The organism is Paraburkholderia sp. GAS199 (assembly GCF_050436585.1).
In the GTDB taxonomy this organism is placed as follows: Bacteria; Pseudomonadota; Gammaproteobacteria; order Burkholderiales; family Burkholderiaceae; genus Paraburkholderia.
Genome location: NZ_JBNDMM010000003.1, coordinates 281,530 through 307,879, shown reverse-complemented (window position 1 = coordinate 307,879; position 26,350 = coordinate 281,530). Strand labels below are relative to the sequence as shown.

Genomic DNA, 26,350 nt, shown 5'->3' with positions numbered 1-26,350 from the left:
CTTGCCGGAATCGGCTATCGCGCCTGGCGTTTTCCCTGGGGCGCACGCAATCATTGCCGCTTCGCGCAAGCCGAAAAGCGGCAAGAAATGCTGCATTGCGATGGATTGAAAAGCCCAGGCATTGCCGTCGTGGCGGCGGGTTGCGCGCGCGGTGAGGCGCTCAGGCGCTCAGGCGGTCGGCTCGGCTTCGCGGCCGGCTTCGCCTTCGAGACCCAGGCTCGCGCTCTCGCCGGCCCGCGCCTCTTCTTCCTCGCGCCTGCGCTGTTCCAGCAGGTCCTGATAACGCAGATACGCAAAGCGTCCACCGGATTTCGCCGCATACATCGCGGCGTCGGCGTGCAGCAGCAACTCTTCGGTGGTGACGCCGTCGGTGGGGAACTGGCTGATGCCGATACTCGCGCCGACCGTCATGCGCTGTCCGTCGATCGCCAGTTCCTCGTTCACCGTGTCCATGATGCGTGTGGCGATGCCCGGCGCGGCCTCGGCCGAACGCGGCCCTTCGATCAGCACGATGAATTCGTCGCCGCCCAGGCGCGCGGCGATGTCGGCGGTGCATAGCGCCTGCTTCAGGCGACGCGCCACCGCCACCAGCACCTTGTCGCCGACCGAATGGCCGAACTGGTCGTTGATCTGCTTGAAGCGGTCGAGGTCGACGAACAGCACGGCGAGTTGCTCCTGACGCCGCGTGGCCTCGGCAATCGCCGCTTCGAATTTCTGCATGAACAGCATGCGGTTGGGCAATCCGGTCAGCACGTCATGCGTGGCGAGATGCACGAGTTCGTGCTGCTTCTTGTGCAGCACGTCCATCTGCGCCTTGATCTCGCGGCGCAGTCGATCGAAACAGCGCGCCAGCACGCCGATTTCGTCGGTGCGTCTGAGCGGCAACGGCTCCATGGCGTGCTCGGCGAACAGATGCGTGGCGGCATGCGCGAGACTCTGCAAAGGCTTGGTCAACGCGCGCGCGAACAGGATGGCGAGGAAGAAACCCAGCACGCTGAACGTCAGCACGATACGGATGATGCTGTTGCCGAGCAGATGCGCGCCCGCCAGCACATCGGAGAGCGGCTTCGCGAGACCGAGCACGATAAAGCGGTTGCCCTCCGACGCCCCGAACGGACGGCGCACGAACGCGAGCACCTGGCCGGGCGCCTGGGCCGGTCGCGCCAGACCGTTGAGCAATATCTCGCTTTGCGTCTGCGCGAAAAGTGGTTTGGTTGCCGCGAAACTATCCTGCATCAATACGCGCCGGCCTTTGTCGAAACCGAACGTTTTCGACGGGTCGGGATGCACGAGAAAATCGCCCCACTCGTTGGCGAGATAGACCTGATAGTCGCTCGGCAGATCGCTTTGCAGACGTTGCAGAAGCCCGGCCAGATCGATGTCGATGATGACGACGCCCACCACCGCGCCGCTCTCGTTCGCCACCGGCGTGCCGAGCCGCAACGTGGGTTTGCCTTCGGCAGAATGCGCGCCGCGCTCGTGATTCACGGAAATCGGCGAGCTATAGATGCGGCCCGGCAAAAACGCCAGCGTATCGAACACGTAGGCGAACTGGCCTTTTTCCTGCAGGTCGCGTCCTTGCACACGCGCCACGCCGTCGCCGTCGCGATCGAAGCGGATCAGTTCGAGCCCGTGTTCGCGCCGCGTGATCAGGCGAATCTGCAGATATTCGGGGTGATGCACCATGAAGCTCGAATACGCCTGCGCCAGCCGCTCACGCGCGACGTTCGCGCCGAGGCCGTCGTCGGTCTGCGCGATGTCCGCGGTGGTCGGCATGTTGGCGAGCACCAGCGCGTCGGCGCCGACGTCGTCGACGGCCACCGAGAAGCGCTGCCCGAGCAATTCCGTCGAGGTGAGCAGGCTATGCTCGGCTTCGTTCACGAGCATCGTGCGGTTGGCCCGATACGCGTAATAGCCGGTCGCGCCGGAGGCGAGCACGCCCATACACGCGAGCAGAATGGAGAGCTTGAAGGTCAGTCCCGAGCGCATCATCAAAAGCGCTCCGACCGGTCTCCGGACACGATCTTGCTCCACAACTCTTCGCGCCGTTGAATGTCTTCTACCGGCCCGATCCACACGATATGGCCGCTATCGATGTTGTCCGCGGGCGCCGTCAGCGTGTTGGCGAGCCCCTGGCGTTGCGTGAGCAACGCCGAGACGTCCGGCTCCAGCATGTAATTGATCCATGCGAGCGCGAGCGGCCGGTCCGTCGCGGCGCGCGTCATCGACCAGCAGTCGAGCCAGGCCAGCGCACCTTCATCCGGAATCACGTAGCCCACGTCGGCGCCCGCGCGACGCAACTGCTCGACCTGCTGCGTGCCGTAATTGCCGAACATCAGCGCGACCTTGTGCTGGATGAAAAATGCCGTCGCCTCTTCCGGCAAGGTGTAATAGGTCAGCAGGTTGCGGCGCAGATCGACCAGCTTGTGCGCGATCTCGCGCATCTGCGTGGCGTCGAGCTGAAACGGATGCGGATAGCCCAGCGCGAGCGCCGCGAACGAGAAATTGTGCTGCGCGCTGTTGAAGTCGAGCACCTTGCCCTGGTAACGCGGATTCCACAGATCGCGCATCGAGCGTGGCGGCACTGGAATCTGCTTGCGATCGTAGATCAGTCCCATCGACGAATACGTGAACGGGATGGCGTAGACCTGGCCGCCCGAGGTCAGGCCGTCGATCGCGGTGCGCGCCTGAAAGCGCGGCAACTGTTTTTTCGTGTTGGGCAGGCTCGCGAGGTCGAGCGGCGCGAGCAGATTGGCGCGCGTATAGCGCTGGATTTCAGCGGTGTTGGCCGCGAGCACGTCGAATGGCGGTGTGGGTTTGGCGTGCATCTGCGCCCACAATGCTTCGTCGGAATCCACCAGCGTGACTTCGACTTTCGCGTTATAACGCGCTTCGAAATTCTTCACGACGTCGGCGTCGGCATAGCCCGGCCATGCGAGCACGCGCAAGGTTTTGTCGGCGGCAAAAGCCGGCGCCGCGCCCAGCAAGCCGCAGCACAACAGCGCGCCGGCCAGACAGGCCGTGACAACGCGGCGTGCCATACGACGTGACAGGCCGCCCGCGGTGCCGCGCCGTGACGGATGCGCGTTTCCCGCTGCCGCCGCCAGCGGTTGCGGGCGGGATGGCTTGCTGCGACGAATTTCACCTGCCATCGAAATCATGTGCATATACAACACCGCTTAACCGAAGGCCACTACGACGGGCAGGTCAGACTCGCGCCTTTTGAACGCGAACGCACTACCCGACGACTTTGTTCAGACAGAGATACCCGCACGACCGCCCTGGCTTGCCGCGCGCTGCGAACGGCGCATGAATGCCGGCGCCGCACGGCGCATGAATGGGCTGGCCCACCGGAATCCGGAAAATCTGTCCTGAAGGCGAATGCGACAAACGCGCTCATCCGATATTAACGGTAGTTTATGCGGATTCTTTAACTGCACGGTACAGATATAAGTGAGTGCTGATGCAGTAAGACGCGGTAATCGAGTCGTCGCCGGCAGGTGGAAAGTCGTCCGAATCGCCGTCCACGTTGGGAGACCGGCCGGCGACACGGCGTCGTGGATGCAATGCTGTGCGATATGACGCTCAAGAACCACGATCCGCTGCCGTAAACCGTGTCTTGACGGAATCGGCCGCCACGCGGTGCGGCGCGACTATAGAATCGCGTGGCCTGCCGCTCCGGTAGTCGAACAACAGACAGACGATGCGTTTAAGAAAAACAGAGTGGACGTTGGTGGCGATCGTGGTCGGATCGGTCGCGTGCTTCGGCAATTGGCTACAGGCTGAAATGAACCGCGCCTCGCTGGCTCGCATGCAGCGCGCGCAACCGGACATGCGCGGCACCTGCGCCGGCATGAACGCGCGCGACGCCGACATGATGGACAAAGGCGCGCTATGGTGCGGCACGGTCGATCCGGCGCGGGCCGACTCGCTGAACCGTCAGTGAGTGCGCTTCTTTACGCGTGGTTTACAACGCGGCGGGCGGTGCAACCTGCGCACATCCACGCTTTAGAAGCTATCCTCGTACGCTATCCGGTGTTTCACTAACTACCCATTCTTTTTGAACTGATAAGCTTGGCGCGCGCTGCTGGCCGCCCCGGCTGGCAGCTTCAACCCAAGCCCGGTCGTGAGTCGCGCCGGGCGTCCCGCAGCGGTACAACCGCATACGGGAGTATTTGAACTACACCGAGGAGTTAAACAGTGAAAAAACTGCTAGCGGCTTTGATGGTTGCTCTGCTTGCAACCGTCTCGATTGGCGCACACGCGAAAGATTGGTCGACCATCCGTTTCGGCGTTGACGCCAGCTATGCCCCTTTTGAGTCGAAGGGCTCGGACGGCAAGCTCGTTGGCTTCGATATCGACCTCGGCAACGAAATCTGCGCGCGCCTGAAGGCCAAATGCGTGTGGGTCGAAAACGATTTCGACGGCATGATCCCGGCTCTGAAGGCGAAGAAGTTCGACGGCGTGCTGTCGTCGATGTCCATGACGCCGCAACGCGCTGAGCAGATCGCTTTCTCGTCCAAGCTGTTCAACACCCCGACGCGCCTCGTGACGAAGAAGGGTTCGGGCGTGATGCCGACGGCTGATTCGCTGAAGGGCAAGACGGTCGGCGTCGAACAGGGCACGATCCAGGAAACGTACGCGAAGACCTACTGGGAACCGAAGGGCACGAAGGTCGTGCCGTATCAGAACCAGGATCAGGTTTATGCCGACCTGCTGTCGGGCCGTCTGGACGCGTCGCTGCAAGACGCCGTGGAAGCTGAAATTGGCTTCCTGAAGACGCCGCGCGGTGCAGGCTACGAGTTCGCAGGCAAGGACCTCGTCGACGAGAAGATTCTCGGCAACGGCGCAGGCATCGGCATGCGCAAGGAAGACACCGATCTGAAGGCGAAGGTCGACAAGGCAATCGCCGACATCATCAAGGACGGTACGTACAAGAAGCTCGAGAAGAAGTACTTCGACTTCGACGTGTACGGCAGCTAAATGGCAATCCACCTGCGCGTCTGACGGCGCGCGGGCAGGCTTGACACAGACGGGCCCCGCTCCAGTGCGGGGCCCGTTTCGTTTTGGACGCAGCGGCCGGACAGCGGGCGCTCGATGGAAAAGCCGCGCCTCACGACGCCCCGTCCAACCCCACTTCGCAACATATCGGCTAAGATCGTGTGATCGAGACACCGCAAAGCGAACTGCCGGCACCTCGCCCGTGGCCGCAAAAACCGCACTCTTTCCCACTGTTATCAACGACATAGCGCGGCGCGCCTCATTTGCCCGCGGATCTGAAAACCATGCAAACGCAAACCCATCCGCTGATTGCCCCGACGCTCGGCACTGCCCGTAATCTGACGAGTTTCCATTACGGTCCCGGCGGCGGGCAGAAGATCTACATCCAGTCGTCCCTGCATGCCGACGAATTGCCCGGCATGCTGGTGTCGTGGGCGCTGCGCCGCAAGCTGGCCGCGCTCGAAACCGCCGGCAAGCTGCGCGGCGAAGTCGTGATCGTGCCGGTGGCCAATCCTATCGGCCTGAACCAGCACTTCCTCGGCCATCTGACGGGCCGCTTCGAAGCGAATACCGCGCAGAACTTCAACCGCAACTTCTACGAACTGGCGGCGCTCGTGCAGCCGGGAATCGAAGCGCGTCTCACCGACAACGCCGACGCCAATCGCGACGCGATCCGCGCGGCCATGCGCGAAGCGCTCGACGCGCAAAAGCCGGAAACCGAACTCGAATCGCAGCGTCTCGCGCTGCAAAAGCTCTCGTACGACGCCGACGTGGTGCTCGATCTGCATTGCGACTGGGAAGCCGCGATGCACATCTACACGAATCCCGACCTGTGGCCGGAAGTCGAGCCACTCGCCCGCTATCTCGACGCGAAGGCGTCGCTGCTGGCGCTCAACTCCGTGGGCAATCCGTTCGACGAGATTCACAGCTTCTGCTGGTCGGATCTGCGCGGCCGTTACGGCGACCGTTTCCCGATTCCGAACGGCTCGATCTCCGTCACCATCGAATTGCGCGGTCAGCGCGAGGTGTCGTACGAATACGCCGATCACGACGCGCAGGCGATCATCGAATACCTGACCTCGCGTGGTGTGATCGACGGCACGCCGGCGCCGCTGCCCGCGCTCGAATTTGCCGCCACGCCGCTCGCCGGCGCCGAGCCGATCGTCGCGCCCATCAGCGGCGTGCTGGTGTATCGCTGCGAAGTGGGCACCTGGGTCGACGTCGGCCATGAAATCGCCGATATCGTCGATCCGCTCACGGACCGCGTGGTCACGCTGAAAAGCACGGTGGCGGGCGTGCTGTACGCGCGCCATCTGACGCGCTTTGCCACCGCCGGCCTCGAGTTCGCCCGCATTGCCGGCGCGAAAGCCTTCCGGAGCGGCTCGTTGCTGAGCAACTGACGCCACTGAAGTCGCCAACATTCCGCCGCGCGGCTCGGTCCGCGCAACCCGTCATGCCTATCGCCCGCTGTCCCAGCGGGCGATTTGCGTTGATGCGTCCGCTTTGCCGCCCCGGCGCGCCTTGCTCGATTTGAAAAAGCGAAGCTAGGCATCTGTCGCGCATACGCGACAGTTTCAAAAATAACCAGTTCTGTCACAGACCTTACTCTGCGTTCCCTTAAATTTCGGGCCATCGCTTGACCGACCAGAGAGTTCGGCGTCGCGATCGCTTAATTTTTAATCGGAGAATGTCTTGAATAAGAAAGTACTTGCCGCCGCTACCCTCGCTATTTTCGCTGGCGCTGCTCACGCACAAAGCAGCGTCTCGCTGTACGGCATCATCGACGCCGGTTTCACGTACGTTAACCACGCTGGCACGGCTGGTCAGAAGCTGTATCAATACGGCGACGGCGTTGCTCAAGGTAGCCGTTGGGGTCTGCGCGGCACCGAAGACCTCGGTGGCGGCCTGAAGGCTCTGTTCACGTTGGAAAACGGCTTTAACTCGGGCACGGGCACGCTGGGTCAAGGCGGCGCGTTGTTCGGCCGTCAGGCATTCGTCGGTCTGTCGCAAAACGGCATCGGCTCGCTGACGTTCGGCCGTCAGTACTCGTTCTCGACGGACTACCTCGGCGGTTCGTACTCGAACGGCGGCCAGACCATCGCGGGTAACTACGCTTTCCACATCAACGATATCGACCAGCTCACGTCGAGCCGTATCAACAACTCGGTCAAGTTCAGCAGCGCAAACTTCGCGGGCCTGACGTTCGGCGCGATGTACGGCTTCTCGAACCAGGCTGGCGCATTTGCAGGTTCGTCGGGCACGGGCGGTTCGTCGGCGGCTTACAGCTTCGGCGTGAACTACGCAAACGGCCCGTTCGGCATCGGCGCGGCTTACACGGACATCCGTTATCCGGGTTCCGCAGCACCGGCCTTCTCGACGACGCTGTCGAACTCGGCGATCAGCGGCACGGCGAAGGACCTGTCGACGGTTGGCGTTGGCGCGAAGTACTCGATCGGACCGGCAACGATGTTCGCCCTCTGGACGCACACGAACATCGAACAGATCACCGGCCACATGACCACGTTCAACGCGTATGAAGCAGGCGCGAAGTACGCATTCACGCCGGCACTGACGGGCGGCCTGGGCTACACGTACATGCAAGCCAAGGATCTGACCAACGGTCACTGGAACCAGATCGATGCAGACGTCGACTACGCACTGAGCAAGCGCACGGACGTGTACCTGCTGGGCGTGTATCAACAGGCATCGGGCAAGACGTCGAAGAACACGGACCTGCAAGCGCAAATCGGTTCGAGCGCAAGCAGCTACCTGCCGGCAGCGGGCGCAAGCACGCAACTGGCACTGCGCGTCGGTATCCGCCATAAGTTCTAAAGCAACTCGCCGGCAGAGTGCGCGAGCGCTCTGGCGGGAGGTTGACGATCCAGCCGTTCCGGTCGCGCGAAACGGCTGGTGGAAGCCCCCTGGAATTCGATTCCGGGGGGCTTTTTCGTTTGGTGCGTTTGGCTGGGCGGTGGGGGGTTAGCTGGAGGCAGGGAGCTTGGCGACGACAACATCGGCCGGCCCCCACCCCGGGATATTCAGGTAATAGCGGGTCGAGCGACCAGCACCAACCTTGCCCAGCAGGCCCATCTCTTCGAGCTCGATGAGCTCACGCGACGCCGTGGCTCGCGAGGTGCTGCCGATGCTCTCGTATTTTCTGGTACTCATGCCGCCTTCAAAACCTTTGGGACCGGCATCGAGCAACAGGTTGACGACTTTGCGCTGTCGGGTCGTCAGGGCTTTGTCCTGATGGCTCGTCCAGAAAACAGCCTTGGCGAGCGCGGCGTCCACTGCAACGGATGCCTCTTCGCAGGACACTCGCACCTGCTCGACAAACCACAGAACCCATTCGGTCACGTCCAGCTGACCATGTTGCGCGCGCTCGAGTTGCTGATAATAGTCGTTGCGCCTCTCGAGCAAACGTTGCGAGGTTCGAATCAGACGGCTGACTTCGCCGCTTTCACGGGCCAGCACGAGGTCGACGATGACCCGACCGATACGGCCATTGCCGTCTTCGAAAGGATGGATCGTTTCGAACCACAGATGCGCGAGCGCGGCTTTGACCAGACTGTCGTGCTCGGTGATTGCGTTGAACCATTCGAGGAACACTTGCATTTCGGACGGAACGCGAGCCGACGACGGCGCCTCGTAGTGAACTCTTTCGCGTCCGACATGCCCGCTGACGATCTGCATCGGCTCGGCATGCTCGCGATAAGCGCCGACGAGAATTCGGCTCATGCCCGAGTAGCCGGTGGGAAAAAGCGCAGCTTGCCAGGCGCATAAGCGCTCGTGAGTGAGCGGCGCGTCGCGTTGTAGCACTGCGTCGTCCATGATGTCGAGCAAACCTTCGACGCTCCGGGGCGCGTTCGGGCCTTCCTGATTCCCGACCCCAAGCCGCCTCGCGACGGACGAGCGCACCGCCGTCAGGTCGATTCGCTCACCCTCGATAGCGGCTGTCGCGACCGCCTCCTGGCTCCATGCCTCGGCGGCGAGTTCGAGGCGCTGCTCGAAGCCAATGCTCGTCAGCTTGCCCTCGACGACGCCCTGAGCACGATGCGCGCGCGCAAGCTCGGTCCCGACGCTAATGGCGTCGTAGTGCATGCCGGGCCACGTCGGCGTTTGCCAGATGAATGATGTGGGCATGACAGGGTGCCGATTGAGATTGAGACTATGCGTCGATCCGGATGGTTGAGGCGATTACCGGCCTTATTCGACTCAAATCACGAGTCGAATAAGTGTATCCCAGTATGAGTCGATTAACCCGCTAATCGACTCAAAACATGAGCTGAAAGCTCACCATGGCTGTAGCGGTGCCGCATGCCAGCCGGCGAACCGACAGCCCAAACGAAAAGCGACGCCCCGCTCCCACCCCATCACCCCAACGCCCCAAGCCGTCGCCTGAACACATCGATCAGCGCGAGCACTTTCGCCGGCGGATAGCTGGTGGGCGGAAACACCGCGTGGATGCCGGCGGGCACCGTCGTCCAGTCGGGCAACAGACGCAGCAGGCGCCCCGCTTCGACGTCCGAGGCGATAGAGAAATCGGTCAGCAGGCCGAATCCGCCGCCCGACAACGCTGCGGCGCGCGCCGTGTCCGCAGTATTGACGACGAGGCCGCTCGCGCAGCGCACGCTTCGGGTCGTGCCTTTGGCAGCGTCTTTTGTCGTGCCTTTCGCCGCACTTCGGACGCCGCCGCCACGCTGCAATTCCAGTGTCAGCGGATGCGGCAACACCGATTGCGCAATGAACGGCAGCTTTGCCAACGCCGCCGGCGAGCGCGGCGTGCCCCATTTTTCGACGAAAGCCGGGCTCGCCACCACCCACTTGACGTAGCCGCCGATCCGCACTGCGCGGTAATTCGAATCGGCGAGGCGACCGAGGCGAATCGCCACGTCGATACCGTCCGCGATCAGATCGACGTAACTGTCGCTGCAGATCAGTTCGACGTCGAGCTCCGGATAAATCTCGCGTAGTTCCACCAGCGCCGGCGCGACGGCGAGCGCGCCGTAGTCGTTCGGCGCGCTGACCCGCAAGGTGCCGCGTACCGGCGCGCTCGCACCGGACACCGCGGATATCGCGTCTTCCGTCGCTTGCAGAATCCGGCAGCTTGCGTCGTAAAAGGCGCGACCGCTTTCCGTCACCTTCAATTGCCGCGTGGTTCGCACCAGCAGACTCGCGCCCACTTCCCGCTCGAGCCGCTGAATGTGCGTGCTGACCATCGCCTTCGCCAGACCCAGCCGCGCCGCCGCCGCGGTGAGCGAGCCTGCTTCGACCACCGCCACGAAAACCGCCAGCCGGTTCAGATTGACATCGCGCAGGTCCGTCACGATAGATTGTCCACTTTGGATTGACTATGTTTTGAAGCTTAGCAGGCTTCTCGTGCGCGGCGGCGGCCATTACGCTGTGATCATTCCATCCGCGGTTCCACCCCTCATCGAAAGGATCCAGTCATGCCCGCCGCCAAACCCGCCCAGCCGATTCGACTCCACACCACGCTGCTGTCCGGTCATGGTCATCGCGTCAAACTGTTCCTGAGCCTGCTCGATCTGCCGTTCGAAGTGATCGAACTGAACATGAAGGCCGGCGACAACCGCCGCCCGGAATATCTCCAGCTCAATCCGTTCGGCCAGGTGCCGACGATCGAAGACGGCGAAACGGTGTTGTTCGATTCGAACGCGATCCTCGTTTATCTGGCGAAGCGCTACGGCGATGAATCCTGGCTGCCGCAGGACGCGCTCGGCGCCGCGACGGTGCAGCGCTGGCTCTCGCTGGCCGCCGGTCAGATCGCCTACGGGCCGTGCTCCGCGCGTCTCGTGACGGTATTCGGCGCGCCGCTGAACCTCGAAACCGCGCAGAAAATCGCGGTCAAGCTGTTCGACGTGATGGACCGCGAACTCGCCGACAAGCCGTTCGCCGCAGGCGACCACGTGACGATCGCCGATGTCGCGGCGCATACGTATATCGCCCACGCGCCGGAAGGCGGCGTGTCGCTCGAACCGTACCCGAACATTCGCGCCTGGCTGCGCCGCGTCGAGGCATTGCCGCGCTTCACTCCCATGCCGTCGACCAAAGCCGGCCTGCTCGCCGAGTAGGACGCAGGCGACGCGGCGCCACGCGATTCGCACGATCGGAGGCTGTCATGCCCGAAGCATCGACCATCAAACCCAGCGGTTGGGGCGCCGACGCCCCGCCGTTTCACGGCGCGGAACTCGCTGTCCAGCGTCGTGCCGGCGTCAGCGAAGAAGCGGAACGCAGCGGCCGGCGCGGAATTCGCCGCTTCATGCCGGAACAGCACCGGCAGTTTTTCGCCGAGCAGCCGTTCATGGTGTTCGGCGGGGTCGATGCCAGCGGGCAACCGTGGGCAACGCTGCGGGTCGGCAAGCCGGGCTTCGTGTCGTCGCCGGACGCGCGCACGCTGCGCATCGAAGGCGGCGCGCTGCCGGGCGATCCGTTGAACGGCAGCTGGACCGAAGGCGCACAGATCGGCGGCCTCGGCCTGCAACCGCAGACGCGCCGACGCAACCGCATCAACGGCGTGGTGCGCTCAATTAGCGGCGACACGATCTCGCTCGACGTACTGCAAAGCTTCGGCAATTGCGCCAAATACATTCAGGGCCGCACGCCCGAGTTCATCGCGCGCGGCCCGAATGCCGGCGACGCAAACGTGGCCGGCGTGGAGTACGCCACCGAATTGAGCGATGCCGATCGCGCATTGCTGGCGCGCGCCGATACGTTTTTTATCGCCAGCGCCAACCTCGCGACCGACGCAGGCCTCGCGCGCGGCGCGGATGTCTCGCATCGCGGCGGCATGCCGGGTTTCGTTCGCGTGGACGATGCCACCACGCTGATCACGCCCGACTTCACGGGCAACAAATTCTTCAACACGCTCGGCAATCTGACGCACGATCCGCGCGCCGGCCTGTTGTTCGTCGACTTCGACAGCGGCGATCTGCTGTATGTCGCCGCGCTGGCCGAAATCATCTGGGACGGCCCCGAACTCGCGAGTTTTCCGCTCGCCGAGAGACTGGTGCGTTTTCGCGTGACCGAAGTGCGCCGGAGCCCCGCGGCCTTGCCGTTCCGCTGGTCCGCCGTCGACTTTGCGCCGCAGTTTGCCGCGACCAGAACGCCAAACGCAGCGCCGCAGATAGCGTCGTCGTGGAAAACGCTGCGGGTTGCGCGCATCGACGACGAAACCGCGTCGATTCGTTCGTTCTACCTGGAGTCGCTCGACGGCGCATCGTTGCCCGCATTCGAGCCCGGCCAGTTTTTGCCGATCCGTGTGCCGCTCGCGGAATCGGGCGCGCCGCTCGTGCGGACCTATACGCTGTCCGCCGCGAGCGACACGCGGCAATATCGCATCAGCGTGAAGCGTCAGGGTGTTGCGTCGAACTGGTTGCACGAACATCTTGCCGCCGGCGCGACCGTCGAAACGATGCCGCCGCGCGGCGCGTTCACGTTCGACGCGACGAGCCGTCGCTCCGTCGTATTCGTTTCGGCGGGAATCGGCATCACGCCGATGCTGACGATGTTGCATCACGCGCTCGCGGCAGGCCCGGCGAATGCGGCCAGGCCGCTGCATTTTTTCCACGGCGCGCGCAACGACCGCGAACGTCCGTTCGCCGCGCATCTGCGCGAACTGGCGCAGCGTCATGGCAACCTGTCGATGCATCTGTTCAACACGGAAAGCGACGGCCATTCGCAAGCGTGGCCGGGCCGCGTCGATATGGCCGCGCTCAAACGTCTGCTGCCGTTCGACGACTACGACTTCTACCTGTGCGGCCCCGAAGCGTTCATGCGCGACCTGTACGAAGGTTTGCGCGCGTTGAACGTTCCCGACGAACGCATCCGCTTCGAAGCATTCGGTCCTGCCAGCATCAAGCGCACGCTGGCCGTTGCGGCGCAAAGCAAACCGGAGCCGGCACAGGAGCGTCCGGCCGATGACGCGACACCGGCCGTCGGCGGCGTACCCGTGACGTTTGCGTGCTCGCAACGCACGGTGCAGTGGCTACCGAAAGACGGCACGCTGCTGGAATTCGCCGAATCGTGCGGCATCGAAGCGGCGTCGAGTTGCCGTTCAGGCATGTGCGGGACCTGCTCGACGCGCGTGACGAGCGGCAGCGTGAGCTATCAGGACCCCGTCGACGCCGAAGTCGAACCGGGCCATGCGCTCATTTGCATGGGACGGCCGAACGTCGGCGAAGGCGTCGCGGCGTTGACACTCGATCTTTGAACGACGGCACGCCGTCGTTTCACATCCCCAGAAATTCGAGCGCGTTGTTGCACCGCCAGTCTTCACGCACTGAATCAGGCAGCGCCAGCGAGTCGAATTCGGCGAGTGCTTTTTCCACCGGCATCATGGGAAAAGCCGAGCCGAAAATCATGCGCTTTTTTAGAATGGTCCTGCCGTATTGCAAGAGCGGCTCGTACCCGGAGTGCGGCGTGGCGAGGAGTTTGGGGCGAACGGCCACCGTGCCGATCCAGACGTTCGGGTGCCGCCACGCCACGGCGAGCAACTCCTGCACCCACGGCCAGCCCGGCGGCGACGCGCACACGCGCAACTCGGGCAAGGCCACCATCACGCGATCGAGCGCGGCCGGATGGCCGAACATCATCGACACCTGAGTCGAAAAGTTCGTGCCGCAATGGATGTTCACCGGCACGTTCAGCTCTACGCATTTGCGATAAAGCGGAAACAGCAGGGGATCGTCTATCGCCAGTTTGTGTTCGAAGCCTTGCACGTTCAGTCCGCGCAGACCCAGTTCGCGCACTGCGGTTTCCAATTCCTCGACGGCGAGTTCGCCCCTGTGCGGATCGACGCCCGCGAAGCCGATGTAGCGTTCACCGTGCTGCCGGCAAAACGCTGCTACGTCTTCATTCGAAATCCTGACGCCGAACGTGCTGCGCAGATCGCGCGCTTTCAGCACGACATGACGCGCGTTCAGACGCTCGTACGTGGCGAGATAAGCGGCCAGCGGATCTTCGCTGACGCCGCCGTGCGTCACCTGTCGCTCGGTGCCTTCATACACGCGCCGATAGTTCGACAGATGACTGGCGGGTCCGTCGAGTTGCAGCGAGGGCGGACGACTCGAAAAGTCTACGAACATGAACAGCTCCGGTCAAAGGCGTCAGCGCCAACGCGATTCCTGGCGGTCAAAGGTTCCGGCAAACGGATCGACGGTTTCGGCGATCAACCTTTTCTTGGCGATCTTGCGCGACGGCGTGCGAGGAAAATCACCTTCGACGTATTGCAGGAAACGCGGAATCTTGAACGGTGCGAGATGCTGCGCGCAATGCTCGAACACTGCATCGGGCGGCAGATCGCGAGCCGTCAGGCCATCGCGCAATTTCAGATACGCCTTCACTTCCTCGCGCCGCAGCGGATCGGGCACGGGCACCACGGCTGCCTCGTCGATTGCGTCCATGCTGCGCAGCACCGTTTCCACTTCCGTGGCGGACACGTTCTCGCCGGCCCGTTTGATCATCTCCTTGATGCGGCCGACGATGAAATAAAAGCCTTCTGCGTCGCGTCGAAACAGGTCGCCCGTGCGGAACCACTCGCCGTCGAAACTTTCCGCGTTGGCCTCGGGCCGCTTGTAATAGCCCGCCAGAATGCCGCGCCCGCGAATCCACAACTCGCCGACTTCATCGACGTCCGCCACGCTGCCGTCGTCGCGCCGCACCTGCAATTCGCGAAACGGCGCCGGCAAACCGCAGGTACGCTCCAATGCTTTTTCGTGCGCCCACGCGGGCACGAGTGCGCCCGTGCCGACTTCGGTCATGCCGAAGCCTTCACGCGCAATGACGTTGAAACGCGCGCGAATTTCCTCTCGCGCCGGTTTCGTCCAGCCGTAGATACTGACGTATTTCAGGCACACGTCCGCGTCTCGCGCACTGCGTGGATGCTGACTCAGCGCCGGCTCCGGAAAGATGCAGTAGTGAATGCGGTAGTCGATCAGCCACGACATGAAACGCGTCAGACTCATGCGATCGGCGATATACGCCGTGCCGCCGAGTTTCAGCGTCATGAGGAACTGCCACATCGGGTCCATGTAAAAGAACGGCGCCCAGATCAGCACGTTCTCGATTCCCGCCTCCGGTCCACGCCGATGCCGCGCCGCGCCGTGCGAATGAATCATCCAGTAATCGTGGCTCAGCATGCAGCCTTTCGGAAAACCCGTCGTGCCCGACGTATATTGCAGATTGAGAAGATCGTTGCGCGAAACCGCGCTCGGCGCGACGAAATCCGCACTGCCGGCATCGAGCAGCGTCTGCCAGTTCAGCGGGTGCGCGCTCTCGCCGGACACGATCACGCGTTCCCACGAAAGCAGTTTCGGCAGTGCGGGCGCTTCGGCAATGCGCGGCAAAAATTCCGCGTCGATCACCATGAATTGCGCGTCGGCGTCGGTCAGCACGAACATCATTTCGTCCGGCGTATAAGCCGTATTCACCGGCACCATCACGGCGCCGATGCGGCCGAGCGCGATCCACGTGATGGGAAATTCGGGTGCATTCTTCAGCATCAGCGCCACATGACAGCCCTTGCGAATACCGAGCCGCATGAACGAATCGGCGAGCTGTGAAGCGGCAAGGTCGATCTGCGTATAAGTCATGCTGACACCGCGATCGAACCACACGGCCGCGATCTTGTCGCCGTGAAGCGCGGCCTGCTCGCGCACGAACTGCCCGAGCGATTCAGGCAAAGCGAGTTGCTCCTGACGTTTTCGACGAGCGAGTTCGTCCTCCACGGTCGGCGACAGTGTTTTCATCCTATTCTCCAGAAATGTCGAGGCCTCGCGCCGCGAGGCGTGCCTGTTATGCCGGTTGGTCTTGCAAAATGATCTGGCAATCCTCGGGCGACCAGTCGAGCAGAACCGACGCGCCGCGCTCCTGCGCGCCCTGCCGCCGGTTACCCTGCTGCTGGACGATGATCTGCATGTCGCCCGGCAGGCGCACGTGATGACGCACCACGCTGCCTAGCGTGATCGAGTCCACCAGCGTGCCGGCATGACGCGGGCCATCGGCGCTTTCCGTGCCCGACAGATGCAGCGACGACGTCATGCGCACGCTCTCCGGACGCACCAGCAGATTCACGGTTGCGCCGGGCGTCACCGCGCAGCCCCTCGTGGAAGCCGGCAGCAAACCCAGCGGCGTCGATACCACCGCGTGTTCACCTTCGTTCTCCTGCACTGTGCCGGAGATGAGATTGGCCGTACCGATGAAACTCGCGGCAAACGTGGTGCGCGGCGAGCGATAGAGTTCGTCCGGCGTGGCGATCTGCTCGACGCGCCCGCGGTTCATCAGCACGATGCGATCCGACATCGACAGCGCTTCGTCCTGGTCATGTGTCACGTTGAGCATCGTGATGCCGAGTTCCGCGTGCAAGCGGCGAATTTCGAATTGCATCTGCTCGCGCAATTTTTTGTCCAGTGCGCCGAGCGGTTCGTCGAGCAGAATCAAGGCAGGGTTGTAGGCAATGCAGCGCGCGAGTGAAACGCGTTGTTGCTGGCCGCCGGAGAGTTCCTTCGGCTTGCGCGCGGCAATGTCGGGAAGCTGCACCATGTCGAGCACTTCCTTCACTCGGCGGCGAATGTCGTCCTTCGACATTTTCCGCACGCGCAGCGGAAACGCGATGTTGTCGAACACCGTCATGTGCGGCATCAGCGCATAGTTCTGAAACACCATGCCCAGTCCGCGCGCGCTCGGCGGCGAATTCGTGATGTCCACGCCGCGCACGAATATCTGTCCCGACGAAGGACTCACCATGCCGGCAATCAGGTTGAGCAGCGTGGTCTTGCCCGATCCGCTAGGGCCGAGCAGCGTGACGAATTCACCCGACTTCACGCTGAAGTCGAGCGGCGCGAGCGCCTCGACCGCGCCGTAGCGCCGGGAAACCTGCTTCAGTTCGATCATGTTCATCATGGAATCCTGTGATCTCTACGCTCAATGCCGTTCGCCGCGCATCACGACCTGCGCTGCGTTGTGTCCTGGTACGCCCGTTACGCCGCCGCCCGGATGTACCGACGCGCCGCATTGATAAAGCCCTTTGATCGGCGTGCGATAGTCCCCTGCGCCCTGGACGGGGCGCCGGAAAAAGATCTGGTCTGCGCTCAGTTCGCCGTGATGCACGTGGCCGCCCGGCAAGGCGAAAATCCGTTCGAGATCGGCGGGCGACAGAACCTGCGCACCGTCGATGCAATCGCGTATATCGGGCGCGTACTCCGACAGCGTGTCGAGCACGATTTCGTAAAGACGTTCGCGTTGCGTGTCCCACTTTCCCTCGCGCAAGACGTATGGCGCGTGCTGGCCGAAAATGCTCATCAGGTGCTTGCCTTCGGGCGCGACGCTCGGGTCCACCGCACTCGGGCTCAGAACGACCAGCGGCGGACGCGACGAAATCTCGCCGTACTTCGCCGCGTCCCACGCGCGTTCGAGATACTCCACCGACGGCCCGATGCGCACCTGTGCGGGATAGGCAAAGCCTGCGCGCTGCGCGTCGAAATCCTTGAACAGAGGCAAGCGTTTGAGCGCGAGGTTGACCTTGAACGCCGTCGAGCGATCGCGGATCTGCGCGACGCGCGAAAGAAATTCGGGCGGCACGTTGTCTGCGCTGACGAGTTGCTGAAACAGCACCTTGGTGGCCACGTTGGAAATCACGCACTTCGCCTCGATCTCTTCGCCCGACGCGAGCCGCACACCGGCTGCGCGCTCGCCCTTGACGATCACCGACGCCACCGGCGCGTCGCAGCGCACTTCCATGCCGTGCGCTTTGCCGGACGCCGCGATCGCGTCCGAGATCGAGCCCATGCCGCCGCGCACGAAGCCGGCCGGCCCGGCGCTGGTGGTGTGGTCGCGAATGAAGCCGCGCAGCAGCACGTAGGCCGAACCCGGCGAACAGATGCTGGTGGCCGCGCCGCCGCACGATGCGTAGAAGCCCATCGCGGTAATCATTTCGTCGGACTCGAACCAGCGCGCCAGAAAATCACGGGCGCTCAGTGTGAGGACGTCGTACAGATCGTAGAACTGGTCGCCGATGCCGCGATAACGCCACGCGAAACCCAGCAGCCGGCTGCGCGCGCTCACGTTGCTCGCGGCGGGATCGGGCGGGATTTCCCACAGCATGTTGGCCACCACCTTGCCGAGCCGTGTCATGTGCGCGCGATACCGGCCATATGCGTTCGAATCGGCCTCGCTGAAGCGGGCAATGTCGGCGCGCAACTGGTCGCCTTCCGCGCGAAAAGCGAGGCTTCGTTCGTTGCCGTAGAGATGCAGCATCGGCGGCGGCACGATGATCTCGTAGCCGTATTTCGCCAGTTCCAGCTCCTGGATGATGCGCGGCTGCAAGAGCGCCATCGTGTAAGAGGCCGTGGACACCCGATACCCCGGCCACACGGCTTCGCTGACGGCCGCGCCGCCCGCGATGTCGCGCCGTTCCAGCAGGCAGACCTTGAAGCCGGCGCGCGCCAGATAGGCGCCGCATACGAGCCCGTTGTGCCCTGCCCCGATGATCACTGCGTCGTAGCTGTTCTTCATGTTTATTGCTTTCGCGATGAATGGATAAGATCGTCGATCATTCGGCGGATGCATCGTGGCGTTGCAATGCCATGATGCCGAGACACACCAGCAGCGAGACCAGCGTGAGCATCGTCGATACGGCGGCGAGCACCGGCGAGACCTCCCAACGAATCGCGCTGTACATCTTCACCGGCAAGGTCGTCGTTTGCGGGCCGGAGATGAAATAGGCGACCACCACTTCGTCGAACGACAGCAGGAAAGCGAACAGCACGCTCACCGCGACCGACGCACGAATTTGCGGCAGCACGACCTGGAAGAAAATCCGGACACGGCTCGCGCCCATCACGAGCGCCACCGCTTCGAGCGACGCATCGGCGTGGCGCAAACCCGACCCGACCGCGATGACGACGAACGGCACCACCAGCACGGCGTGAGCCAGTGCCAGGCCCCACACGGTATTCACCAGCGACAGCATCGAGAACTGCTTGTAGACGCCCAGCCCGAGCACGACCACCGGCACGAGCATCGGCGTGATGGCGAGCGTCTCGAAGACGCGCTTGCCGGGAAAGCGGCCGCGAGCGAGCGCATAGGCGCCCGGCACACCCACGGCAATCGAGATGGCCGATGCGAGCAGTGCAACCGTCACACTCGTGATGCAGGCGCTCCACCACGCCGGGTCGGCGAGAAACTGGTGGAACAATGCGAGGGAAAACGTCTTCGGCGGAAAGGTCAGTTCGCTGCCGCCGCCGAAGGAAATCGGCACGATGACGAGGCTCGGCAGCAGCAGGAACAGATAGCCGCACCAGCCGCCCACTGCGCCGAGCAGGCGCATGGCCGCACGGCTGTCACGGCGTTTTGGCGGACTTTTCACGAAGTCGGTGCCCACGCGGGTTGCGGTGTCCATCATACGAGTGCCTCCTTGCCGCGCTGAACGCCGCCCAGCAGGGCGATGAGCACGCCCGACAGCACCAGCAGCATCATGGCGATCGACGCCGCGAGCGTCCAGTCGAGTGTCTGGCGCGTGTAGAAATCGATCAGGTTGGCGAGCATCATGTCGCGTGGTCCGCCGAGCAAAGCCGGTGTGATGTACATGCCGGTGGATAAGGTGAGGCACATCAGCACACCTGCCATGACACCAGGCATGGACAGCGGCAGCGTAATGCGCGTAAAAATCATGAACGAGCCCGCGCCCATCAATTCAGCGGCAAACTTGATATTGCGATTCTGCGTGGTCAGGCTCGTGAGAATCGGCAGAACCATGAACGGCAATAAATAGTTAGTCATCCCGATCACGACGCCTGTGCGGTTGAAGATCAGATCGGGATGCCACGCGTCGTTCGTCAGCCAGCCCACCACGTTGGCGATAATGCCCGCGCTGCCGAGCAGAACCGTGAACGCATAGCTCTTGACGAGAATACTGGTCCAGAACGGCAGCATGACCATCACGAGATACGGAGCGCGCTTCGAGGCCGGCATCCGCGCCAGATGCAGCGCGATGATGTAGCCCAGCACCAGACTCGTCACGGTGGCGACCACGCTGATCGACAACGTATTGCCCAGCACACGGCGAATGAGCGGATTGGTCAGCACCTGTTCGTAGCCACGCAGCGTGAATGCGTGTTCATAGATGCTCGACCAGCCCACCACACCCAACGGCCACAGAAAAAATACCGACAGCAGGCCGAACAGCGGCAGCAACATCGCGACCACGGCCTTCGTGTTCAACGTATAGTTCATCGCGCGCTCCGGCTTCCTACGTCAGCATCCAGGTCGTGAATCGGTTCTGCAGCGCATCGTAGTGATCGCCCCACCACGCGTCGTTGATGATGATGCTGTTCGCGTCGTGCATATCCGGCATGCGCGACTTTGCGGCCGCCGAGACGAGCGACATGGCCTGGGCGGCATTGGGTGCGAATTCCACCATCTCGCAGAACGCCGCCTGACGGTCGGGGCGCAGGCAGAAAGCCACGTACTGCATCGCCGCTTTGGTGTTCTTGCCGTACTTCGGCACCGCCAGATATTCGAAGCTGTTGAGCGTCTGCTTCATCGACATCTGGATCGACGTGCCCGCGCGCTGGGCCGGAAGCACGCGGCTCAGATACGTGTACGTGAAGTCGAGTTCGTTGTTGGCGATGAGCGTGACCGTCTCCGGCGTCGTCTCGATCCATTTGCGTACGGCAGGCTTGATGCGGTCCATCGCCTTGAAGGCGCGTTCGATATCCAGTGGATAAAGCTTGTCGGGCGCGACGCCGTCGGCGAGCAGCGCCATTTCCAGATTCTCGCTCACACGCGGACGCAGTCCCCGGCGGCCCGGAAACGCCTTCACGTCCCAGAACTCGGCATAGGTGGAAGGATGCTTGCCGCCGTTACGCTTCGGATCGAAGCCGATGCCGCCGGCGTACGAATAGGTGCCCACGTAGTCCACGCCCGTCTTCGTGACGAGGCCGTCGGTCTTGACGATGGCCGGATCGAGCTTCTCCCACATGCCCTGACGCGAGCCCGCCACGATCTGCGGACCGATGCTGTCGAATACGTCCCACGAGACGTTTTTCGAGTCCACCTGCACCTTCATGCGTGCAAGGTCGGCGCTATTCACGAGGTTGACCGCGATACCCGTCTCTTTCGTGAAAGGGTCGGCGAACGCGGCGCGCACTGCCGCCTCGTACGCGCCGCCCCAGCACGTCACGCTGATGCTTTTCGTCTGCGCCCGCACGATGGCGGGCGCCCCCAGCAGCGCGACGCCTGCCAGCGCGCCGGCCTGTTGCAGAAAGACCCGGCGCGGGCGCGACGGACCGCCTGATGCGTTATCGGAAGCTGCCTGATCGATCGGACTGCGGGTGGTGCGTGTTTTCATGTTGGTCTCCATGAGCTAGCGGGGCACTACGTCAACCTGCGATCCAGATGGCCTTCCAGTCCATATATTTGTCGAAGGCGTGCATCGACTTGTCGCGGCCGAAACCGGACTGTTTGAATCCGCCGAACGGCGAGGACATGGTGCCGCGATCGAAGCAGTTGACCCACACCACGCCGGCCTTCAGTTGACGCGACACCTGCTGGGCGCGCGCCACGTTCGAGGTCCACACGGCGGCGGCGAGTCCGTAGATCGTGTCGTTGGCAACGCGAATGGCTTCTTCGGGCGTCGCGACCGTAATGGCCGACAGCACGGGGCCGAAAATCTCTTCACGCGCGATGCGCATGTCGTTGCTCACCTGATCGAACACCGTCGGTTCGATGAAGTAGCCGCCCGAATCGGCTCGCGCCGCGCGGCCGCCCGCGATGACGCGCGCACCGTCGGCGCGGCCTGCGTCGATATACGACATGACCGTGCTGTGCTGCGCCTCGCTCACGATCGCGCCCATTTTCGTGGCCGGGTCGAGCGGGTCGCCGGGGATGAGTTCGCGCGCGATTGCCGCGACTTTCTCCAGCAATTCGTCGCGCACACCTGCCTGCACGATGAGCCGCGAACCCGCGTTGCACACCTGGCCGCTGTTGGCGAAGATGCCGGCTGCCACTGCACGCGCAGCGGCGTCGAGATCCGGGCAATCGTCGAGCACGATGTGCGGGCTTTTGCCGCCGCATTCGAGTCCCACGCGTTTGATGTTCGATTGTCCGGAGTACTGCATGAAGAGCTTGCCGACTGCGGTGGAACCCGTGAAGCCCACCGCGTCGACGTTCATGTGCAAGCCGAGCGCGCGGCCCGCTACTTCGCCATAACCCGGCAAGACGTTCAACACGCCGGGCGGCAAACCGGCTTCGGCGGCGAGCGCGGCGATACGGATCGCGCTCAGCGGCGATTGCTCGGCCGGCTTGAGCACGACAGAATTGCCCGCGGCAAGCGCCGGTCCGAGCTTCCAGCTCGCCATCGAAAGCGGATAGTTCCAGGGCACCACGGCCGCGACGACGCCGAGCGGTTCGCGCACGATCATGGTGGTCACGTCGGGCGCGGCCGGCGCGGTTTCGCCGTAGAGCTTGTCCACCGCTTCGCCGTACCACTGGATGCAGGTAGCAGCGCTAACGATGTCGCCGTTATAGGCGTTCGTAATCGGCTTGCCGACATCGAGCGACTCGAGCAGCGCCAGTTCTTCACGATGTTCGAGGATGAGTTGCGCGAACCGGAGCATCACGGCCTTGCGTTCGGCCGGCGCGCGGCGCGACCATACGCCCGATTCAAACGCCTTGCGTGCGCTCTGCACCGCGAGGTCGACGTCTTCCGTCCCACACTCGGCGATCTCCGCGATGACTCGCCCCGTTGCGGGATTCACGGTACTGAAGGTCTTGCCAGACAGCGCGCTCACATAGCGCCCGTCGATGAACGCCCGGCCTTCCGGCCGGATCTCCTGCGCGCGGGCGCGCCACGCTGATGCGTCGGGAATGCTCACAGCAAAGCTCCTTGAATTTTGAGTGAATTGCGTGCTTCCTCTTGCCACTGAGACCAAGTGTAAAGTGTCAAAACCATGAAAACCAATACAATCTGATAAGCTTATTCCTTCCAGAAAGTTATACCTTTAGCGGGCTCGCACCATGCTCAAAGTTCGCCATCTCGAGATCTTCCGCACGGTCGTGAAGGCCGGCAGCGTTTCGGCGGCGGCGCGTCTTCTGTATGTGTCGCAACCCGCCGTCACCAAGACGCTGCGCATGCTGGAAGAGGAAATCGGGCTCACGCTGTTTCTGCGCGTGAAAGGGCGGCTCGTTTGCACGCCGGAAGCCGAGGCTATCCTGCCCGAGATCGAGCGGCTCTTCGGCAGCGTGCAGTCCATTGCGGAAACCGCGCGCGAGATTCAACAAGGGCAGCGCGGTTCGATTCGCGTGTCCACGGTGTCGATGCTGGCTACTACGATCGTTGCGCGCGCAGTGGGTGAGTTTCGCGAGACGCACCCGCACGTCGAATTCGATATTCGCGCGTTGCCTACGCGGCACGTGGTCGAGTACGTGAACAACAATCAGGCGGACTTCGGCATCCTCGATGTCGCGGCGCCGTCCGGCACGCTCGAAGTGGAAGAGTTTTGCAGCGCGGAGTTGCGTTGTGTGATGCGTGCCACTCACCCGCTCGCGTCCCGCAAAACCATCACGCCGCGTCTGCTCGACAACGAAATGCTCGCCACCTTCGGCGAAGACACGCTCACCGGCTGGCGCTTGCGCGAGGCGTTTCGCGCGCAGGGCCGCGCCTTCACCAGCGTGTTCGTGTCGAACAGCACGCCGGTGCTGTGCGCGCTGGTGAGAGAGGCGAATGCCGTCGGCCTCGTCGACCCGTTTGCGCTCATGAGCCGGTCTTTTCCCGATCTGGTTTCACGCCGGTTTTCGCCCGCCGTACCGGTCGAACCGCGCTTTCTGTTCGCGCCGGGCAGGCCGCGTTCGGTGATCGTCGACCAGTTCGTTTCGCAGCTCAAAAAAACCGCCGAACAGATGACCGAAGATTGATGGCGTCTGCCGTTCATCATGGCTTGCCGGCGAAAGACCTCGTAACGTGAGGTAGCCGCATATCTGGTACGCTGCGCCCTTTGCTACTGCTTTGCATTCAACTCGATGGAAACCCCTTTCAATGATCGCGGCGTGTCGGTCACGCGCAATGCACTGTCTTCCGCCGGCCAGGTTTTTCCGCTGCGCGATATCGTCGACGTGCAGGTCGTTACCGTGCCCAAGAACAAGATCCTGCCGCGCACGATTTCGGCGGTCGGCCTGATCGGCGCGATTGTCGGCGGCTTCTTTCATTCGCCGGCGGGTCTGGTGTGTGGCGTGATGCTGGTCGTGGTCGGCTGGCTGACCTGGGCGACGCAAGACATCACGCATCGTCTGATGGTGCAAACGGCGAACGGCGAACGCGAAGCGCTGATGAGCACCGATCGCGAATTCGTCGAACGCGTGGCCGCTGCCGTGCACGCGGCGAAAGCGTCGGCAACGCCCGCGCAAGCCTGAACGGTTTTTGCCACGCTCGTTTTTGCCATGCCCGTTTTGCACGCTTATTGACACGATTTTGATTCGCAGCGAAGCAGCTTTAGCGCGCCGTTGACATCCGCCTCGCTACAGTGAGCGGGACTCCACAACGCGCGCCGCCTCAACGGATCGGCGCTAATTCGATGCTCACGTCCGCCAGCTCATCGACCACCCCGCCGCCGGTTTCCCGCCCGCGCACAGCGCGCCTCGCTCGCCCTGCTCGCTCCACGCACCTCGTCGTGCCGCTCGTCATCGTCGACGTCACCGTGCCGGGCGTTTCATCGGCAGCCGGACGACGCGCGCTGCACGCCGCGCTCGGCGATGATCTGCGTCTGTATGTCGTCACCGTCGACAAACCCAACGAACGCGTGACCTTTCGCGTGGAAGTGACTTCCCGCACGCTCGACGACGTCATCGGCCTGCTGACGCTCGCGCTCGACCGCGCCACCGTGGGCCGCGCCCAGGCCACCACCTTGCGTCGCCCGCGCGACTACTGACGCAAACCGGCGCCCGCGGACGCCGGGCGCAAGTCTTGACACATTTTTGCAAGTGCCAGGAAGCGCGGCGGTAGAGTCGGCGCTCCTGTCATCGCGTCTTCCCTCCCGCAGGCCCTCGCAAGCGTCCCGGTTTCCCGCCCACGCCATGGCAATTCATTAAGATTGCCGCTCGTGCTGTCCGATTCGCAGTCCACGATGCTCCGCCTTCGCCAGGGATACGCCTTTTTGCAAAGCGTAATCCTATGTTGCTCTCGTCTTTCCACTCGGCCCGCCGGCGTGCGCGCCATCTCGGCGCGGCGGCGCTCGCCCTGACCTTCGCGTCCATCGCATCGCTCGCGCTGAGCGGCTGCGGCACCACCTTCCCCGAACCGGTTCCGCCCGCCACGTCCGCCTCGTTGATCAACGGCGGCAAGGACGGGCTGCTGATCCCGCTGCACGTCGAGCGCAGCGACGAAGGGCATGCGCGTCTCGGCCTGCCGGTGCAAGTCGATGGCAAGCCGCTGTATGTCGAGTTCGACACCGGCACGCATGGTCTGCGAGTGTTGAAGTCGGCGCTGCCGGGCAAGGATTACGCGGCCGCCGGCGGCCGGTCGTCGCTGCTGTTGCCGAACGACGCCGAAATCGCCGGCGCGTCGGTGAAGCTGCCGTTTAGCGTGGCGGGCGCCCAGGCCACGCAGATCGCCGCGCAGTCGGTGGACACCGTGCATTGCCAGCCGGGCGCCCGGCATTGTGTGGCGATGGACGGCTACACCGGCGAGTTCGGCTGGGCATTCTCTGGTGTGGTGGGCGTGGGCGCGCCCCAGCCGGACGACAGCTGCTGCGCACAACCGTTGCGCGCCTTGCCCGGCAATATCGGCCAGCGCTACCTGGTGCGCGCGAACATCGACCGGCCGTATCTGGTGCTGAGCCCGTCGAGCGCGATCACGAAGAACTACACCATGGTGCCGATGACGAAGTCGGCCAACGGCGACGCGCAATGGCCGCGCGGCTGCGTGAACGTCGACAACAGGATGACCTTTTGCGCGCCGCTCGTGTTCTCCACCGGCAGCAGCGGCATGATCCGCATCGAAACGGACAAGGCGCCCGACTGGACCGGCGACGACGACGCCGGCAAGATTCTCAAGCAGGGCAACTATCAGACCGCGATCGGCTCGGGCGGCTGGGTCCACCGGTACGAGAGCGCGCAGGTCACCATCGTGAAAGCCAAACCGGACGCGAACCGTATCGTGATCGGCCTGATGGGCATGCAGAACATCGACCTGCTGTTCGATTTCCCCAACGCTCAGGTCGGCTTGCACGCAGCGAACCAGACCGAGCGCTTCGCACCGTGACGATCTGAGCCGTCCGACGATCGAAACAATCGCAACAAGCCATGAAAAAAGGCCGTGCTCTTAAAAAGCACGGCCTTT

22 protein-coding genes are annotated in these 26,350 nt (G+C 63.3%); 10 read left to right on the top strand and 12 right to left on the bottom strand.

The window, feature by feature from the left end; translation table 11 throughout:
* Positions 1 to 168: 168 nt before the first annotated feature.
* Positions 169 to 1,992: a diguanylate cyclase domain-containing protein gene (locus P3T18_RS13025; protein ID WP_429300337.1), complete on the bottom strand. Its 1,824-nt coding sequence runs from the start codon at positions 1,990 to 1,992 to the stop codon at positions 169 to 171.
* Positions 1,992 to 3,041 carry an ABC transporter substrate-binding protein gene (locus P3T18_RS13020; RefSeq protein ID WP_429300336.1) on the bottom strand — a complete coding sequence of 350 codons (1,050 nt, stop codon included), beginning with the start codon at positions 3,039 to 3,041 and terminating at the stop codon, positions 1,992 to 1,994. The genes P3T18_RS13025 and P3T18_RS13020 overlap by 1 nt, the downstream gene beginning before the upstream one ends.
* Positions 3,042 to 3,703: 662 nt before the next feature.
* Between P3T18_RS13020 and P3T18_RS13015 the strand changes: the two genes are divergently transcribed.
* The 4 genes from P3T18_RS13015 (at position 3,704) to P3T18_RS13000 (ending at position 7,833) form a co-directional block, all read left to right on the top strand.
* Positions 3,704 to 3,946, top strand: coding sequence for a hypothetical protein (locus P3T18_RS13015; RefSeq protein ID WP_429300335.1), 243 nt, complete (start codon positions 3,704 to 3,706; stop codon positions 3,944 to 3,946).
* Positions 3,947 to 4,200: 254 nt separating this feature from the next.
* Positions 4,201 to 4,983 carry an ABC transporter substrate-binding protein gene (locus P3T18_RS13010; RefSeq protein ID WP_429300334.1) on the top strand — a complete coding sequence of 261 codons (783 nt, stop codon included), beginning with the start codon at positions 4,201 to 4,203 and terminating at the stop codon, positions 4,981 to 4,983.
* A gap of 302 nt (positions 4,984 to 5,285) precedes the next feature.
* The gene (locus P3T18_RS13005) at positions 5,286 to 6,401 is read left to right on the top strand and encodes a succinylglutamate desuccinylase/aspartoacylase family protein (RefSeq protein ID WP_429300333.1); all 1,116 of its coding nucleotides are present in this window, start codon (positions 5,286 to 5,288) and stop codon (positions 6,399 to 6,401) included.
* Positions 6,402 to 6,693: 292 nt separating this feature from the next.
* Entirely contained in the window at positions 6,694 to 7,833 is a 1,140-nt protein-coding gene (locus P3T18_RS13000) for a porin (RefSeq protein WP_429300332.1), read from the top strand.
* A gap of 147 nt (positions 7,834 to 7,980) precedes the next feature.
* On the opposite strand, the gene P3T18_RS12995 is transcribed toward P3T18_RS13000, so the two are convergent.
* Both P3T18_RS12995 and P3T18_RS12990 read right to left on the bottom strand, forming a co-directional pair.
* On the bottom strand, positions 7,981 to 9,144 hold the full coding sequence (locus P3T18_RS12995) for a Fic family protein (protein ID WP_429300331.1): 1,164 nt from the start codon (positions 9,142 to 9,144) through the stop codon (positions 7,981 to 7,983).
* A 230-nt stretch (positions 9,145 to 9,374) separates the two neighbouring features.
* A complete protein-coding gene (locus P3T18_RS12990) occupies positions 9,375 to 10,328 on the bottom strand; it encodes a LysR family transcriptional regulator (RefSeq protein ID WP_429300330.1) in 954 nt (317 codons plus the stop codon).
* Positions 10,329 to 10,451: 123 nt separating this feature from the next.
* Here P3T18_RS12990 and P3T18_RS12985 point away from each other — a divergent pair, with 123 nt between their 5' ends.
* Positions 10,452 to 11,093 (top strand): glutathione S-transferase family protein, encoded by a 642-nt coding sequence (locus tag P3T18_RS12985; RefSeq protein ID WP_429300329.1) that lies wholly within the window; start codon positions 10,452 to 10,454, stop codon positions 11,091 to 11,093.
* A gap of 47 nt (positions 11,094 to 11,140) precedes the next feature.
* Positions 11,141 to 13,231 (top strand): pyridoxamine 5'-phosphate oxidase family protein, encoded by a 2,091-nt coding sequence (locus P3T18_RS12980; protein WP_429300328.1) that lies wholly within the window; start codon positions 11,141 to 11,143, stop codon positions 13,229 to 13,231.
* A gap of 19 nt (positions 13,232 to 13,250) precedes the next feature.
* Here P3T18_RS12980 and P3T18_RS12975 read toward each other — a convergent pair whose 3' ends face one another.
* From P3T18_RS12975 to P3T18_RS12940, 8 genes are read right to left on the bottom strand one after another with little or no spacing between them, the layout of a single operon-like run.
* Positions 13,251 to 14,105 (bottom strand): amidohydrolase family protein, encoded by an 855-nt coding sequence (locus P3T18_RS12975; RefSeq protein WP_429300327.1) that lies wholly within the window; start codon positions 14,103 to 14,105, stop codon positions 13,251 to 13,253.
* Between the two features lie 21 nt (positions 14,106 to 14,126).
* Complete coding sequence (locus P3T18_RS12970) at positions 14,127 to 15,767, bottom strand: class I adenylate-forming enzyme family protein (RefSeq protein WP_429300326.1); 1,641 nt, start codon at positions 15,765 to 15,767, stop codon at positions 14,127 to 14,129.
* Positions 15,768 to 15,813: 46 nt separating this feature from the next.
* Positions 15,814 to 16,920 carry an ABC transporter ATP-binding protein gene (locus P3T18_RS12965; RefSeq protein ID WP_429300325.1) on the bottom strand — a complete coding sequence of 369 codons (1,107 nt, stop codon included), beginning with the start codon at positions 16,918 to 16,920 and terminating at the stop codon, positions 15,814 to 15,816.
* A 21-nt stretch (positions 16,921 to 16,941) separates the two neighbouring features.
* Positions 16,942 to 18,531 (bottom strand): phytoene desaturase family protein, encoded by a 1,590-nt coding sequence (locus P3T18_RS12960; protein WP_429300324.1) that lies wholly within the window; start codon positions 18,529 to 18,531, stop codon positions 16,942 to 16,944.
* Positions 18,532 to 18,568: 37 nt separating this feature from the next.
* Entirely contained in the window at positions 18,569 to 19,420 is an 852-nt protein-coding gene (locus P3T18_RS12955; RefSeq protein ID WP_429300323.1) for an ABC transporter permease, read from the bottom strand.
* A complete protein-coding gene (locus tag P3T18_RS12950) occupies positions 19,417 to 20,250 on the bottom strand; it encodes an ABC transporter permease (protein ID WP_429300322.1) in 834 nt (277 codons plus the stop codon). The genes P3T18_RS12955 and P3T18_RS12950 overlap by 4 nt, the downstream gene beginning before the upstream one ends.
* A 16-nt stretch (positions 20,251 to 20,266) precedes the next feature.
* Positions 20,267 to 21,367: an ABC transporter substrate-binding protein gene (locus P3T18_RS12945; protein WP_429300321.1), complete on the bottom strand. Its 1,101-nt coding sequence runs from the start codon at positions 21,365 to 21,367 to the stop codon at positions 20,267 to 20,269.
* A 31-nt stretch (positions 21,368 to 21,398) separates the two neighbouring features.
* On the bottom strand, positions 21,399 to 22,892 hold the full coding sequence (locus P3T18_RS12940) for an aldehyde dehydrogenase (protein WP_429300320.1): 1,494 nt from the start codon (positions 22,890 to 22,892) through the stop codon (positions 21,399 to 21,401).
* A 142-nt stretch (positions 22,893 to 23,034) separates the two neighbouring features.
* On the opposite strand from P3T18_RS12940, the gene P3T18_RS12935 reads away from it, so the two are divergent.
* The 4 genes from P3T18_RS12935 to P3T18_RS12920 all read left to right on the top strand — a co-directional run bounded on the left by P3T18_RS12935 (position 23,035) and on the right by P3T18_RS12920 (position 26,272).
* Positions 23,035 to 23,931 carry a LysR family transcriptional regulator gene (locus tag P3T18_RS12935; protein ID WP_429300319.1) on the top strand — a complete coding sequence of 299 codons (897 nt, stop codon included), beginning with the start codon at positions 23,035 to 23,037 and terminating at the stop codon, positions 23,929 to 23,931.
* A gap of 105 nt (positions 23,932 to 24,036) precedes the next feature.
* Positions 24,037 to 24,426, top strand: a complete 390-nt coding sequence (locus tag P3T18_RS12930; RefSeq protein ID WP_429300318.1) for a DUF6232 family protein — start codon at positions 24,037 to 24,039, stop codon at positions 24,424 to 24,426.
* Positions 24,427 to 24,683: 257 nt separating this feature from the next.
* Complete coding sequence (locus P3T18_RS12925; protein WP_429300317.1) at positions 24,684 to 24,941, top strand: hypothetical protein; 258 nt, start codon at positions 24,684 to 24,686, stop codon at positions 24,939 to 24,941.
* A 242-nt stretch (positions 24,942 to 25,183) separates the two neighbouring features.
* Positions 25,184 to 26,272 (top strand): hypothetical protein, encoded by a 1,089-nt coding sequence (locus P3T18_RS12920; RefSeq protein ID WP_429300316.1) that lies wholly within the window; start codon positions 25,184 to 25,186, stop codon positions 26,270 to 26,272.
* The last annotated feature ends 78 nt before the right edge of the window (positions 26,273 to 26,350 follow it).